The sequence below is a fragment of the Micromonospora cremea genome (assembly GCF_900143515.1).
Classification (GTDB): Bacteria; Actinomycetota; Actinomycetes; order Mycobacteriales; family Micromonosporaceae; genus Micromonospora; species Micromonospora cremea.
Map to the genome: position 1 here is coordinate 2,042,264 of NZ_FSQT01000001.1, position 14,051 is coordinate 2,056,314.

Here is a 14,051-nt window from a genome sequence, read left to right on the forward strand (position 1 = left end):
GTGACATATCTGTATCTCGTTCTCGTTCTCTGCTGTTCGGCCCTGCTCATCGCCGGGATCGTCGAGCAGCGCAACCACTACCGGAACCTGGACAGGATCCCGAACCGGGTGCTGGTCAACGGCATCCGGGGCAAGAGTTCGATCACCCGGCTCTGCGCCGGTGCCCTGCGCGGCGGCGGCCGGTTGGTGGTGGGGAAGACCACCGGGACCGCCGCTCGGTTCATCTTCCCGGACGCCAGCGAGGAGCCGGTGCACCGCAAGTTCGGCATCGCGAACGTGGCCGAGCAGATCGGCATCGTCCGCCGCGCCGCTATGTACCACCCGGACGTTCTGGTGATGGAGTGCATGGCGGTGATGCCGGCATTGCAGGAGATCAACCAGAGCAAGCTGATCCGCTCCAACATCGGAGTTCTGTGCAACGTACGTGAGGACCACCTCATGGAGATGGGGCCGACCCTGGACGACGTCGCCCGGTCGCTGAGCAGGTCGATGCCGGAGGGGGGCGTCTGCGTCACCGCCGAACGAGATCGGCTGGCGATCATTCAGGAGGAGGCCGAACGGCGCGACTGCCACCTCATCTCGGTCGATCCGGAGTCAGTGACCGACCAGGAGATGGAGGGCTTCGGCTGGATCACCTTCAAGGAGAACGTCGCCATCGCGCTGGCCGTCGCCGAGCTGCTCGGCGTCGACCGGCGGAGTGCTCTGAAGGGCATGTGGGAGGCGCCCGCGGACCCGGGTGTGCTCTCCGTGGCGCGGGTCATGCACGGGACGAAGCGGTTCCGGTTCGCCAACGTCTTCGCCGCGAACGATCCCGAGTCCACGCTGATGAACATCGAGCAACTGGAGAGTCAGCAGCTCATCACCCGTCCGCTGACGATGGTGATCAACTGCCGGCCGGACCGGATCGAACGCAACGGTCAGATGGGCGAGTTGAGCGGCCGGGTACACCCGGAGAACATCATCCTCATCGGCGAGGTGACGAAGAGCGCGCGCACCTCCGTCCCGGCGGAACTCCAGGACCGGATCATCGATCTCGGCGGGAAACCCGACCCGGCCAGCCTGCTGGAGAGCGTGACGGCGGCGACACCGAACGACTCCTCGATCGTCGCGGTGGGGAACATCCACGGCCAGGGCGAGGTGCTGGTCCACCAACTGGCGAGCCTGCCCGGCTGGACCTGCGACGACGGTTCACCGTCGGCCGCCACGCTGCGTACGCCGACCGGAGAAAGGATCCAACGATGACCACCTTCGGCGGAGAATTCAGCGCTCAGCTCGCCACCGCCAGCCTAGGCATCGGACTGGTATTCGCGTTGCTGTGCTACCTCACCACCAACCTCTCGCCCGGCGGAATGATCACGCCGGGCTGGATCGCGTTGACACTGATCGAGGACCAGCTGCAAGCCGTGGTCGTGGTGGGGGCGACGATCCTCACCTACCTCATCGCCAAACTGATGCAGCGGGTGGTCATCCTCTACGGAAAGCGGCTCTTCGCGGCGATCGTGCTGGTCAGCGTTCTCCTGCAGTTGACCCTGTTCCTCATCGTCCAGCGTGACCTGCCGCTGCTGTTCGCCCATCAGACACTGGGATTCGTCATCCCGGGGCTCATCGCGTACCAGCTCGTGCGTCAACCGCCACGGGCCACCATCCTGGCGACCCTCGTGGTGACCGCGATCACGTTCGGTATCGCCTTCAGCGGTGTCGTCGCCGGTTTCGTGCCGGTGACGTGAGCGCTCAGAAGCCCCGTCGTGAAGGGAGAAGCGGGCATGAAGTTCCGGAAATACCGCCCCAGGCCGACCGTACTGCTGACCGTCGCCGGATTCGTGCTGCTGATCGCCGCGAGCACGTTGACCTATGTGGTGGTACGACCGTCGCCGGCCGACCAGCCGGTGCTGACTCTGGGCGGGGCGAAGGCGTCCGGTGACGACCAGCCTCGCGGTGCCTCCGGCTACACCTACCAGCGCTTGTCGAAACCAGATCGCACCGAGATCACCGACTCCTCCGGCCATCCCGTGGCCGTCATGACCGACAACGCGCGGACCGCGCACCTCTACGGTCCGTCCCGGACGTTCGAGGAACCGCGATACACCGATGCGAAGATCGAGACCGACATGTGGGTCCGGCTCGCGCCGCAGACCTGGCGCGCGGGCGCCGAGCGGGAACGGTGGTTCACCGATTGGCTCGCCGCAGCCCGGGCGGACCGCTCACCGGACGTGCTGGCGATCGCGTTCGAGTACGTCGACGGAGCGCCGGTGAAGAGGGACAACCAGGGACAGCAGTACTCCGGTGACGCCTCGTTCGGGCCGCCCGACCCGAACGATCCCGAGGGCCGTGCGGAGCGCTCCGACTTCTACGACTACCTGGCTCTGCCGTGGTCCTTTGCGGACGGCAAGTCCGTACTGCCCGACCCGAGCCGCAACCTGGCCCTGGATTGCTCCGGCTACCTGCGGATGGTGTACGGCCATCGACTCAACTATCCCCTTCGAGGCACCAACACACCCGGCGAGGGCCTGCCCCGCCGGGCGTACGCGATGGCACAGTTCGGCCCGGGGGTCCAGTTGATGCCCAATTCCGGCCAGCGTGCCCGAGGGATGGAGCGCCTGCTCCCGGGTGACCTGCTGTTCTTCAACGCCCAGCCGGTGCCCAACGGCCAGATCGACCACTCGGGCATCTACCTGGGCGTCGACGACGGTGGACACCACCGGTTCATCTCCAGCCGGTCCCAGACGGACGGTCCGACGATGGGCGACCTCTCCGGTGCTCCACTGCTCGACGGGATCGGCTACTGGCCGGATCGGTGGCTCACCGCCCGCCGGCTCTGATCCCACCCGCCCGCGGGCAGACCGGGGTCGATGTGGGCCCCAGGTTGGCCGTCCACCTGTGATTCGTCGAATGGCAGGTGGACGGCCAACCGTGCGTGCCACGAAGGGACATCGGGGCCGATTTCACCGGCGCCGGCGACGGCGGAACCCCGGTGGGGCTCATCCTCCTCCTATCCGGGCCTGCCAGCAGCGTTATCCGAAAACCGGCTCGGGTAATCGGTAGGCGCAAGCCGGTAAGCCGACCGGATGGGAGCTTCACGATGAACCCGATTATCCGCAGGAGCGGGCTCTCGATTGCTGGTTTCATGATCGCGAGCGGTTTCGCCGCAGGTCCCGCGGTCGCGATGGAACGGCCGCCGGCCACGGGAGACCCGCCGGTCCCCACGGCGCAGCCGCCGCCCCCGCCGCCAGCGGAGGGTGATGACAAGCAACTGCTCCACTACGACTACCAGCGGCAGAAGACCGAGTACTACTGTGCGCCGGCGGCGACCGCCATCGCCTTGTCCACCCAGGGCAAGTCCGTCAGCCAGCGCGAGGTTGCCAACAAGCTCGGCACCACCACGGATGGCACCGAATCGGTCGAGGACACGACCCGGGTGCTCAACGAGATGACCGGTGGCGGCTACGAGACCACGGAGATCGACGGTGTCGAGGCACAGCCGCAACAGGTCCAGGAGCTGCGTACGGACGTGGTGGAGGCGGTTGACGACAACCGTGCCGTGGTCGCCAACATCACCGGTACCGCGGAGGACACCAACGGCAGGCAGTACTCGTACACGGGTGGGCACTACCTGAGCATCGTCGGCTACGAAGACGGCGGTGACACGCTGAAGATCGCCGACCCGTATGACCGGAGCAAGGACTACTGGATGGACGAGGAGGACGTCGCCGACTGGGTCGCCGAGCGCGGCTACTCCAGCTGACGTCGAGCGTTGCACGGCGGCGGGCCGGGTTTCCAAACGGAAGCCCGGCCCGCGGCTGTTTCGGTCAATCTGGTCGGGCGCGGTGCGTCTGGTCAGGGGTCGCGACCTGTTGTCCGCTGAGCGTGCATGAGTGTGCACGGGGTGACTACAGTTGCGTATGATGCTCCTGTGAATCTGACGGAGTGGGCACGTGCGCAGGGGATCAGTCCCCACACGGCGTATCGCTGGTTCCGTCAGGGCACCTTGCCGGTCCCGGCTCAGCGGGTTGGCCCCCGCATGATTTTGGTGAATGTGGACGCCAACAGTGCGCCGGCCGCCACGGGTGGCGTGGGTCTGTACGCCCGGGTCTCGTCCCACGAGCAGAAGACCGATCTGGAGCGCCAGGTTGCCCGACTGTCGGGGTGGGCGGCCAAGGCCGGGCACCGGGTGGTGCGTGTGGAGTCCGAGATCGGCTCGGGCATGAACGGCGCCCGGTCGAAGGCCCGGCGTCTGCTGGCCGACCCGGACGTGAGCACTGTCGTGGTTGAACATAAGGACCGGCTGGGTCGCGTGAACGTCGAACTGGTCGAGGCCGCGCTGGCCGCCCACGGTCGCCGGCTGGTGGTGCTGGACGAGGGCGATGTCGATAACGACCTGGTCGGCGACATGGTTGAGGTGCTGACGTCGTTTTGTGCTCGCCTGTACGGGCGCAGGTCGGCCCGCGATCGGGCCAGGAAGGCGCTGGAGGCCGCCGAACATGGCTGACCTCCGCTCGATCGACGAGCCGTTCGTCGCCCTCGGCCCGAGCGGGGTCGCCATCCGCGACCGCCTCAAAGGTCTCACGGCGCGAGACGAGGAGATCCTGCGCCTGGTGGGTGCACACCTGGGCTCGCTCGCGGCGAAGGACCTCAAGGTTCGGTGTGCCGACCGGCTGGAGCACTCCACGCACGCGTGGGCGGCGCGTAAGCGCGACCTGACGCCTGGCTCGTCGCCCCCGGTGGGCGGGGGCGATCACCAAGGCCACGCACGACCAGTGGGCGCTGGCCCGCAGGTGCCAGCTAGTACACATCGGTAACCTCGAAGCCGGGGTCGCGATGATTCGACATCGGCTGTCCCTGCCGGTCGGCCAGCGCGGCACCAAGGGCGTACCGGGCGGCTACCGCAGTCGGCAGGAGTGGTTCGCCAAGAGTCGCCGTCTGCACGTGCTGATGCAGCGGCTGGAGCGGGAGCGGGCCGAGCGTGAGGCCGGGCTCGTGCATGTGATGCGCGGCGGGAAGCGGCTCGCCCGCAACCGCCACAACCTGGCCCAGGCTGGACTGACCGGGGCGCAGTGGCGCGACCGCTGGGAAGCGCAGCGCTGGTTCCTTCAGGCCGACGGGGAGTCGGGTAAGCGGTACGGCAACGAGACGATCCGCGTCACCCCCGGCGGCGAAGCGTCGATCAGACTGCCCGCACCGCTGGCCGGACTGGCGAACGCCCCCCACGGCCGGTATGTCCTCGCGGCGAAGGCGCGGTTCCCACATCGCGGGCAGGAGTGGGTCGACCGTATCGAGACCAACCGGGCGGTCGCCTACCGTATCCACCACGACGCGCGGCGCGGACGCTGGTACATCACCGCGTCCTGGCAGTACGCGCCCACCAAGACGGTCCCGCTGCAGGCCGCCCTCGCCGACGGCGCGATCGGGGTGGACACCAATGCCGATCACATCGCCGCCTGGCGGCTCGACGTTCACGGCAACCCAGTCGGCAACCCACGCCGGTTCCACTACGACCTGTCCGGCACCGCCGAGCACCGTGACGCCCAGCTGCGTCACGCCCTGACTCGGCTGCTGAACTGGGTGAAGGTCTGCGGCGTGAAAGCTGTCGCCATCGAGGACCTGGACTTCGAAGCGGAGAAGACCCGGGAGAAGCACGGCCGCCGCAAACGGTTCCGCAATCTCATATCCGCGATGCCTGTCAGTAAGCTGCGCGCCCGGCTCACGTCGATGGCCGAGGCGCCCGGCATTGCGATCGTCGCGGTCGACCCCGCATACACCTCCAAGTGGGGCGCCCAGCACTGGCAGAAGCCCCTAACCAGCAGAACCCGCACCGCAACTCGCCACGACGCCGCCGCCGTGGCGATCGGACGACGCGCCCAGGGTCACCCGATCCGGCGTCGGACGGCACCGCCCCCAGCTCACCAGAGTGATGGGCAGGGGCATCGGACCGTCCAGGCCGGACCGGGTGACCCTGAGCGCGAGGGAACCCGCCCCCGTAACCTCGGACCGCAGACACGATCCGTGCGCGCCGGATACGGAGCGAACGCGGGAGACCAGCGTGCCCAACACCGTTCGGGACACGCGGCTGAACACACGCAACTCGTGCTCAGTCCCCAGGAACGGTAGGTGGTCAGGTACACCTGCTGGGTGGCCGCGTTCGCGGTGCCGCCGGCGTTGTTGATCACCCGGTTGATGGTGCCGACGCCGCCGAGCGAGACGGTGACCATGTTGGTGAACCGCACGTTCGGGTTGGTGGGCGCCTTGATGGCCCGGTCCGCGATGACGGCCGGGTTCACGTTGAAGCAGCAGTAGCTGCCCATCCCCCACGCCTGATGGCTGGTGACCGAGTCGGCCACCTTACACGCGGCGTACCCCCGGGTCGCGCCGTTCATCCAGGCGCCCTGGTTGGGCGGGTCGTAGGGCATCTCGTTCTGGTAGAAGTACGTCCGCCCGCCGTTGCCGTTCCAGACCGTCTGGTACTTCTGGTAGTGCTCGACGAAGAGGCCGTACATGGTGGTGCTGACCCTGCTCACCCTCTTCGTCGTCATCCCGCTCTACGTGATGGTCACCTCCGCGGCGAAGCCGTTGCAGGACGTGCAGAACGGCTTCACCTGGTGGCCCAGCCGGCCCACCCTGCAACCGTTCGTCGACATGTGGAGCACCGTGCCACTGGCCCGCTACCTGGTGAACAGCCTGGTGGTGTCGACCATCGCGGCGATCTGCTCGGTCGCGGTGGCGATCTTCGCCGCGTTCGCGGTCAGCCGCTACCGCTTCCGCGGCCGGGGGGTCTTCTCGGTGACGGTGCTGTCCACCCAGATGTTCCCCGGCATCCTGTTCCTGCTGCCGCTCTTCCTCATCTACGTCAACCTGGGCAACGCCACCGGCATCGAGCTGTACGCCAGCCGCACCGGCCTGGTGATCACGTACCTGACGTTCTCACTGCCGTTCTCGATCTGGATGCTGGTCGGCTACTTCGACTCGATCCCCCGGGGGCTGGACGAGGCGGCGCAGGTCGACGGCGCCGGGCCGCTGCGCATCCTGTTCCGGGTCATCCTGCCGGCCGCCGTGCCCGGCGTGGTTGCGGTCACCGTGTACGCGTTCATGACCGCCTGGGGTGAGGTGCTCTTCGCGTCGGTGATGACCGACGAGGGCAGCCGCACCCTGGCCGTCGGCCTCCAGGGCTACTCCACCCAGTTCAACGTCTACTGGAACCAGGTGATGGCCGCCTCGCTGGTGGTCAGCATCCCCGTCGTCGCCGGGTTCCTGGCGCTGCAGCGCTACTTCGTCGCCGGCCTGACCGCCGGCGCTGTCAAGTGAGTCACCCAATCCCAGAGGAGAACCAACCCGTGCCGGACCTGTCCAAGCGGCCGCCCGACTTTCTCTGGGGCGTCGCCACGGCGGCGTACCAGATCGAGGGGGCTGTCGACGTCGACGGCCGGGCGCCCTCCATCTGGGACACCCTCTCGGCGACCCCCGGCAACGTCGACAACGGCGACACCGGCGCGGTGGCCTGCGACCACTACCACCGGTGGCCGGAGGATCTGGCACTACTGCGCCGGCTCGGCGTGGACGCGTACCGGTTCTCGGTGGCCTGGCCCCAGGTGATGCCCGACGGCGTCGGCCGGGTCAACCCCGCCGGGCTGGACTTCTACGACCGGCTCGTGGACACGCTGCTCGCCGACGGCATCCGGCCGTTCGTCACGCTCTACCACTGGGACCTGCCGCAGGCGTTGCAGGACCGGGGTGGCTGGCCGCAGCGCTCCACGGCAGAGGCGTTCGCCGACTACGCGGCCGTGGTCGCCGCCCGCCTCGGTGACCGGGTGACCGACTGGAACACCGTCAACGAGCCACTCTGCGTGTCCTGGATCGGGCACCTGGAGGGGCGGATGGCTCCCGGCGAGCGGGACCTGACCCGCGCGGTGCACACCTCGCACCACGTGCTGCTCGGGCCCGGCCTGGCCACCCAGGCGGTCCGGGCCAACGCCGCCCGACCGGCCTCGGTGGGGCTGGTGCTCAACCTCAGCCCGATCGAGCCGGCGACCGATCGGCCCGAGGACGTCGCGGCGGCCCGGCGGGCGGACGGACACGTCAACCGCTGGTGGCTGGACCCGGTGCACGGGCGCGGCTACCCCGCCGACATGGTCGCCACCTACGGTGTCGAGCCGCCGGTGCGCGGCGACGACCTGGCGGTGATCGCCACGCCCACCGATTTCCTAGGGGTGAACTACTACTTCCGGCAACTCGTGGTCGACGACCCGGCCGGGCCGCCGCCGTACGCCCGGCAGGTGCCGGTGCCCGGTTCGGTGGAGACCGCGATGGGCTGGGAGATGTACCCGGCGGGGCTGGAGCGGCTGCTGGTCGAGGTGAGCGAGGGGTACCGGCCGGGCCGGATCATCGTCACCGAGAGCGGCTCGGCGTGGCCGGACGAGGTCACCGCGGACGGCACGGTGGAGGACAAGGAGCGCACCGACCACCTGGAGCAGCACCTGGCGGCCTGCGCGTCGGCGGTGGCCGGGGGGTGCCGCTGGACGGCTACTTCGTCTGGTCGCTGCTGGACAACTTCGAGTGGGCGTACGGCTATGACAAGCGTTTCGGGTTGGTGCACGTGGACTACGCCACCCAGCGCCGGACGGTGAAGGCGAGTGGCCTGCGCTACGCCGAGCTGATCCGCGCCCACCAGCGCCTCGCCGGCACGACCGGGACCGCCGCGCCGGTGGCCTGAACGGGGGTGGGCGAGACCGAGGCACCCTGGGCGCCGCGCCGATCGGCGCCCAGGGTGCCGTGGTCTCGTCCGGCGCTCAGTCCAGGACGCGACGGGCCAGCGACGGCGGCGGCCGGCCGGCGAGCAGCCATCCGGCGCCGGTGGCGACCAACAGCAGTCCGCTGACGATCGCCACGAGGTGCGCGACGGGCACGGCGCCGAGCGGGTCGAGGTCACGGTGCAGGGCGGCGGCCAACGCCAGGTACGCGCCGGCCACACCCAGCACGGCACCGAGCAGGGCGAGGGCACCGGCGGTGGTGGCGGTGAGGGTCCGCCGTACCCGCCTCGACGCACCGGTCGCGGTCAGGGTGCGCAGGTCCGCTGCCGCCTCGCCCCGGATGAGCCCGACGGTTGTCGCGAGCACCCCGAGCGCGAGCAGCACGCCGGCGACGGTCGCGCCGGTCCGCAGCGCGGTCAGCGACCCCTGTTCCCGGCGTGCCTCGATGGTGAGCCCGGCGGCGGCGGCCAGCTCCTGGGCCGTGGCCAGCTGCGCGCTGGTGAGGGGGTGGTCGGCCGTGAGGAACCACCCGACCCGGGCCGGCTGCCAGCCGTGCCGGTCGAGCGCGGCGGGAGTGATCAGCGAGTCGGGCAGCCCGGTGTAGCCGGACCGGGCCAGGGTGCGCACGGTGGGCCGAACGCCCCGGGCCGGGATGTTCATCAGCGCCAGCTCACCGGTGCGGGTGGTGAGCACATCGGTGTCGGCGTCGACCGCCATTCCGGCCGCCCCGTTCAGCCGGAGCAGCTCGGGACTGACCACGTAGAGCGGATGCGAGGTCGTCGACTCGCCGGCTGCGCGCGGAACGCCGATCTCGACGGCCGGGTGGCCGGTCGGTCCCCCCTCCCGACCCGGGTCGGTGTGCGAGGCCACCACCGCCATGTCGAGCGGAATGACGATCGCCCCGCCAACGCTGGCCGCGATGGTGTCGGTCCGGGCATGGAGAGCGGCGATCTCGGCGGCCGTGCGCTCCGGAATCACCGGGTCCGGCTGGCCGATCCGGACCAGCAGCTGGCTGTCCGCCAGGTTGCCCAGCCCGGCCGCCTCCCGGCTGCGGTACTCCGCCGCGGCGGAGCCCACCACGATCGCCGCCGACAGGCCCACCGCGAGACTGATCGCGGCGAGCGCCGCACCAGCCCGAACGCGATACCGGGCCAGGTCGGCCAGCGCGAGCCGAACGGCCACCGGAAGGCCGCCCCGGGCCGCCGCCAGCGCCGGGATGGTGAGCGGGCTGGCGAGCAGCACGCCGAGCACGGTGCCGACGCTGCCCACGACGATGAGCAGCGGGTTCGACCCGTCGGAGAGCACCAGGGCGGTGAGGCCGGCGGCGAGCAGCGCGGCCGCGGCCACGGCGGTCCGCCGCGCCGCCGGCGGGGCCGGTGGCCGTGCCGACAGCGCGCTCATGATCGGGGTACGCGCCACCGCGCGGGCCGGCCACCAGGCGGCGGCGGTCGCGGTGACCACGGCCAGCAGCATGCCCACGCCGATGGTGAGCCAGGGCAGGTCGAAGCGGCCGATGCGGTGCCCGGCCGCGGTCTCGACGAAACCGGCGGTGACCAGCCAGGCGGCGACCCCGACGGCGGTGCCGCAGACCGCGGCGACCACCCCGACAGCCGCGCCGTTGACCAGCAGCACCAGCCGCAGGTGTCGGCGGGTGGCGCCCATCGCCGCCAGCATGCCGAGCTGACGCAGCCGGCGCTGGGCCAGCACCACGAACCCGGCGGCGGCCACGAGCGACACGAGCAGCAGGCCGACGGTGGCCAGCGCCAGCGCGGCGAGGGTGAGCGTGGTGCGCTCGGCCACCGGCCGGGACTCGCGCACCAGCGGGCCGTCGACGGTCCGGCGGAAGGCCTCCATGGTGTCGTGGTCGCCGGCCACCAGCACCGTCACCGACTGCGGCCGGTTGGCGTGCGCCGGGTCGGTGAGGGCGAACTCGTCGTGCAGATCCGCCGGGTTTTCCACCACGCCGACGATCAGGCGGTCGGCGTCACCGAACGGGACCCGGGCGCCGAGCCCGGCACGCAGGGCTCGCGCCACCCCGTCGGTCACCGCCAGCTCGGCGGGCCCGGTCGGGTAGCGGCCCTGCCGCAGGTCGAGCATCGGGCCGCCGTACGCGCCGGCGGGGTCCTGGGCCCGGACGTCCACCGGGTCGAACAATCCCGGCACCGGCACGCGCCGGTGACCGATCACGTCGATCGTGCCGAACCACTCCCGGGCCGCGGTGACCCGGGTGTCCAGCGCGGCGGGGTCGTCGCCGGGGATCCGGATGAGCTGGTCGGCGCGGCCGAACGTGGCATCGCTCGATGGGGGGAGGTTCCACGTCGCCGCCAGACCGAAGGTGGCACCGGTGACCGCGACGGTGAGCAGCGCGATGGCCAGCAGTTGCTGCCGCCACTCGCGGCGGAACAGTCGTACCGCCCAGCGGATCACCGCGCGGCGGGCCGCAAGCCCGCCGCCCGTGGGCCGGGCGGCCGTCCGGCTCGGATTCGCGGTGGCGGTCACAGCGCCGGGTCCGGGGCGAGCAGAGCGTCCGGGCCGGCCGACGGCGCGGTCTGGTCGACGACCCGGCCGTCCCGTATGAAGATCACCCGATCGGCCCAGGAGGCGAGCTGGGCGTCGTGGGTGACCATCACTCCCGCGATGCCGCGCTTGCAGGCCGAGCGGAGCATCCGCAGGACGGCTTCGCCGTTGGCCGCGTCGAGGGCGCCGGTGGGCTCGTCGGCGAGCAGCAGCCGCCGGTCCCCCACCACGGCGCGGGCGATGGCGACCCGTTGGCGCTCGCCCCCGGAGAGGTCGTCGGGGAAGTGGCCGGCGCGGTCGGTCAACCCCAGCTCGTCGAGCACCCGCAGGGCGGCGGCTCGCGCCGGACGCGCGGCCATGCCGTCCAGCTCCAGGGGCAGGGCCACGTTCTCGGCGGCGGAGAGGCCGGCGAGCAGGTTCAGATCCTGGAAGACGAAGCCGAGCGACCGGCGACGCAGCCGGGCGGTGGCGTCGGCGGAGAGCGTGGCGAGCTCGGACCCGCACACCGTGACCTGGCCGTCGGTGGGCTCCTCCAGGGTGCCCGCGATGGTCAGCAGGGTGCTCTTGCCCGAGCCGCTGGGGCCCATCACGGCGACCAGTTCACCGGCGACCACGTCGAGGTCGACCCCGCGCAGGGCGTGTACGGCGGCGGCTCCGGCGCCGTACACCTTGGACACCTGTCGCAGGGTCAGCACGACGCTCATCGCCGGGCTCCGGACGTCTTGTCGCGGTCCGCCCGCGTCGTACGCCCGGCGGGGGCGTCGGCGGCGGGCGGCGCGCTGGCGGCGTCGGCGGGCGGCGTCGGGCGGGTGCGCAGGCGGGCGTCCGCGGCGTCGAGCCAGCGGACGACCGCTTCCAGCCGGAACAGCTCGGCGTCGACGACGAGGCCGAGGCCGACGTCCTCCGGTGCCGCATCGGCCTTGAGGTGCGTGTAGTGCTGCATCTCCTCGACGATCCGCCGCCGGTGGGCCTGGAGGATCTCGGTCACGTCCACCTGCGGCAGCCGCATCGCCACCTGCACCTTCATGACGAGCTCGTCCCGGGGCGGCGGCCCGGCCTGCGGCGGCGTACGCAGCCAGCCGTACAGCTCACGCTCGCCGTCGGCGGTGAGCCGGTAGCGCTTCTGGGCGCCGTCGCGACCGGCGTCGTCGGACTGGACGTGCCCCTCGCGCTCCAGGCGTTGCAGCGTGGTGTAGACCTGCCCGACGTTGAGCGGCCAGACCTCGCCGGTGCGCGCCTCGAACTCCTGGCGGAGTTGGAGACCGTACTTCGGTGCCTCGGTGAGCAGCGCCAGCATGGCGTGACGGATGCTCACGACCCATCACTTACGGTTAACATACTCGGTATAATACACAGTATTCTCGGATTGGTGCCTCCGCCCGACCACCGGACCGCGGAGATCCAGGGCCCCCGTCCCGTTCGGACAAAGCGCCACTCACACCCGCCCTGGCGGTTAGCCTGCGGCAATGGCCGCAGCAGCCGACGAGGTCGAGCAGCCCGACGCCGGGCTACGCATGTCCGAGACGGACCGGTTGACCGCGTTCAGCGACGGCGTCTTCGCCATCGTCATCACACTGCTGGTCATCGAGCTGCGGGTGCCGGAGTACCACAAGGGTGAGTTGCTGACCGGGCTGCTCGACGAAGGAGCGTCCTACCTGGCCTTCGTGGTGTCCTTCGTCTACGTCGGAGTGCTCTGGCTCAACCACCACGCGCTGGTCCGGCTGATCCGCGCCACCACCCTCGCGCTGAGCTGGATCAACCTCGGCATCCTCTTCGGCGCGGTGATCATCCCGTTCCCCACGGCCGTGCTGGCGTCCGCGCTCACCCACGGCGACACCGCCGACCGCCGCGCCGCCGTCGCCCTGTACGCGCTGGCCGCCGCGCTGATGTCGGCCCCCTGGCTGGTGTTCTTCGGCTACCTGCGCCGCCACCCGGCGCTGCTCCGGCGCGGGGTCAGTCCCGATTACGTGCGGGCGCAGCGACTGCGACCGGTCACCGGCCTGGTCCTCTACGGGCTCAGCGGCCTGCTCGGCTGGTTCGTCAATCCGATGCTGGGCCTGATCGGCGTCATCGTCATGATCATGTATCACGCGTTCACCAGTGAAGGGCTGCGCCGCCGGGCCGCACATCGCTGACCCTTCGACTCCGGCCTCCGCGCGGTCGCTCACGCGCCGGGCAGGTCCGCCGGGGTGTCCACGTCGACCGGTGAGCCGGCGTCGTCGCAGGGCACCTCGACCACCAGGTCCGGGCGGGCCCGCAGCAGGTCGCGCGCGCCCCGGTCGCCGACTGCGTACCCCTCTAGCAGCGGCCAGGTCGACCGGCCCAGCAGCACCGGATGCCCGGGCCGGCCGGCGTAGGTGGCGACCGCCACGGCGGCGCCGTCGGCGTGCGCCCGAAGTACCCGGCGGACCGCGACCGGGCTGATCAGCGGCTGGTCGACGAGAATCACCACGACCGCCGGCGCGTCGACCGGCAGCGAGGCGAGGCCCCGGCGCAGCGAGGAGCCCAACCCCTCCTGCCAGCGGTCGTGGCGCACCGGCACCGCGCCGGGCAGCGCCGGCAGCTCGTCCGCGCCCGCGCCGAGCACCACGTGCACCGGTGCGCAGCCCCCGTCCCGCAGCAGCCGGATCCCGCGCCGCACCAGCGGCTCCCCGGCCAGCTCGACCAGCGCCTTGGGCCGGCCGTAGCGCCGTCCGGCGCCGGCAGCCAGCAGCAGCCCGGCGATCACTGGCAGTTGTCCCACCTTCCGTGCGAGGGTCCATGGGTTGTTCGCCCGTATATGTACCAGTAAAGCTA

13 protein-coding genes and 1 pseudogene are annotated in these 14,051 nt (G+C 70.9%); 10 read left to right on the top strand and 4 right to left on the bottom strand.

The window, feature by feature from the left end; genetic code table 11:
• The 9 genes and pseudogenes from pgsB to BUS84_RS09435 all read left to right on the top strand — a co-directional run bounded on the left by pgsB (position 1) and on the right by BUS84_RS09435 (position 8,701).
• Complete coding sequence (gene pgsB / locus BUS84_RS09395) at positions 1–1,242, top strand: poly-gamma-glutamate synthase PgsB (RefSeq protein ID WP_074310587.1); 1,242 nt, start codon at positions 1–3, stop codon at positions 1,240–1,242.
• Positions 1,239–1,727, top strand: coding sequence for a poly-gamma-glutamate biosynthesis protein PgsC/CapC (locus BUS84_RS09400; protein WP_074310589.1), 489 nt, complete (start codon positions 1,239–1,241; stop codon positions 1,725–1,727). Before pgsB ends, BUS84_RS09400 begins: the two co-directional genes overlap by 4 nt.
• Positions 1,728–1,763: 36 nt before the next feature.
• A complete protein-coding gene (locus BUS84_RS09405) occupies positions 1,764–2,819 on the top strand; it encodes an NlpC/P60 family protein (protein ID WP_074310591.1) in 1,056 nt (351 codons plus the stop codon).
• Positions 2,820–3,079: 260 nt separating this feature from the next.
• Positions 3,080–3,742: a C39 family peptidase gene (locus BUS84_RS09410; RefSeq protein WP_074310593.1), complete on the top strand. Its 663-nt coding sequence runs from the start codon at positions 3,080–3,082 to the stop codon at positions 3,740–3,742.
• 168 nt (positions 3,743–3,910) lie between these two features.
• Positions 3,911–4,486, top strand: a complete 576-nt coding sequence (locus BUS84_RS09415; protein WP_074310595.1) for an IS607 family transposase — start codon at positions 3,911–3,913, stop codon at positions 4,484–4,486.
• 443 nt (positions 4,487–4,929) lie between these two features.
• A complete protein-coding gene (locus tag BUS84_RS09420) occupies positions 4,930–6,105 on the top strand; it encodes a hypothetical protein (RefSeq protein ID WP_208869560.1) in 1,176 nt (391 codons plus the stop codon).
• Positions 6,106–6,291, top strand: a complete 186-nt coding sequence (locus tag BUS84_RS40890) for a hypothetical protein (RefSeq protein WP_208869561.1) — start codon at positions 6,106–6,108, stop codon at positions 6,289–6,291.
• Between the two features lie 198 nt (positions 6,292–6,489).
• Positions 6,490–7,296: a carbohydrate ABC transporter permease gene (locus tag BUS84_RS09430; RefSeq protein WP_074310597.1), complete on the top strand. Its 807-nt coding sequence runs from the start codon at positions 6,490–6,492 to the stop codon at positions 7,294–7,296.
• Between the two features lie 29 nt (positions 7,297–7,325).
• Positions 7,326–8,701 (top strand): annotated as a pseudogene (locus BUS84_RS09435) (GH1 family beta-glucosidase).
• A 76-nt stretch (positions 8,702–8,777) separates the two neighbouring features.
• Here the strand turns inward: BUS84_RS09435 and BUS84_RS09440 are convergent.
• Genes BUS84_RS09440 through BUS84_RS09450 form a run of 3 tightly spaced genes read right to left on the bottom strand, consistent with a single transcriptional unit; the run spans position 8,778 to position 12,570 of the window.
• Positions 8,778–11,237 (bottom strand): FtsX-like permease family protein, encoded by a 2,460-nt coding sequence (locus tag BUS84_RS09440; RefSeq protein WP_074310599.1) that lies wholly within the window; start codon positions 11,235–11,237, stop codon positions 8,778–8,780.
• Positions 11,234–11,959 (bottom strand): ABC transporter ATP-binding protein, encoded by a 726-nt coding sequence (locus BUS84_RS09445; protein ID WP_074310601.1) that lies wholly within the window; start codon positions 11,957–11,959, stop codon positions 11,234–11,236. The genes BUS84_RS09440 and BUS84_RS09445 overlap by 4 nt, the downstream gene beginning before the upstream one ends.
• Complete coding sequence (locus BUS84_RS09450) at positions 11,956–12,570, bottom strand: PadR family transcriptional regulator (protein ID WP_074310603.1); 615 nt, start codon at positions 12,568–12,570, stop codon at positions 11,956–11,958. The genes BUS84_RS09445 and BUS84_RS09450 overlap by 4 nt, the downstream gene beginning before the upstream one ends.
• A 151-nt stretch (positions 12,571–12,721) precedes the next feature.
• Between BUS84_RS09450 and BUS84_RS09455 the strand changes: the two genes are divergently transcribed.
• The gene (locus BUS84_RS09455; protein WP_084757301.1) at positions 12,722–13,390 is read left to right on the top strand and encodes a TMEM175 family protein; all 669 of its coding nucleotides are present in this window, start codon (positions 12,722–12,724) and stop codon (positions 13,388–13,390) included.
• Positions 13,391–13,419: 29 nt separating this feature from the next.
• Here BUS84_RS09455 and BUS84_RS09460 read toward each other — a convergent pair whose 3' ends face one another.
• Positions 13,420–13,998, bottom strand: a complete 579-nt coding sequence (locus BUS84_RS09460; RefSeq protein ID WP_244298448.1) for a nucleotidyltransferase family protein — start codon at positions 13,996–13,998, stop codon at positions 13,420–13,422.
• Positions 13,999–14,051 lie beyond the last annotated feature (53 nt).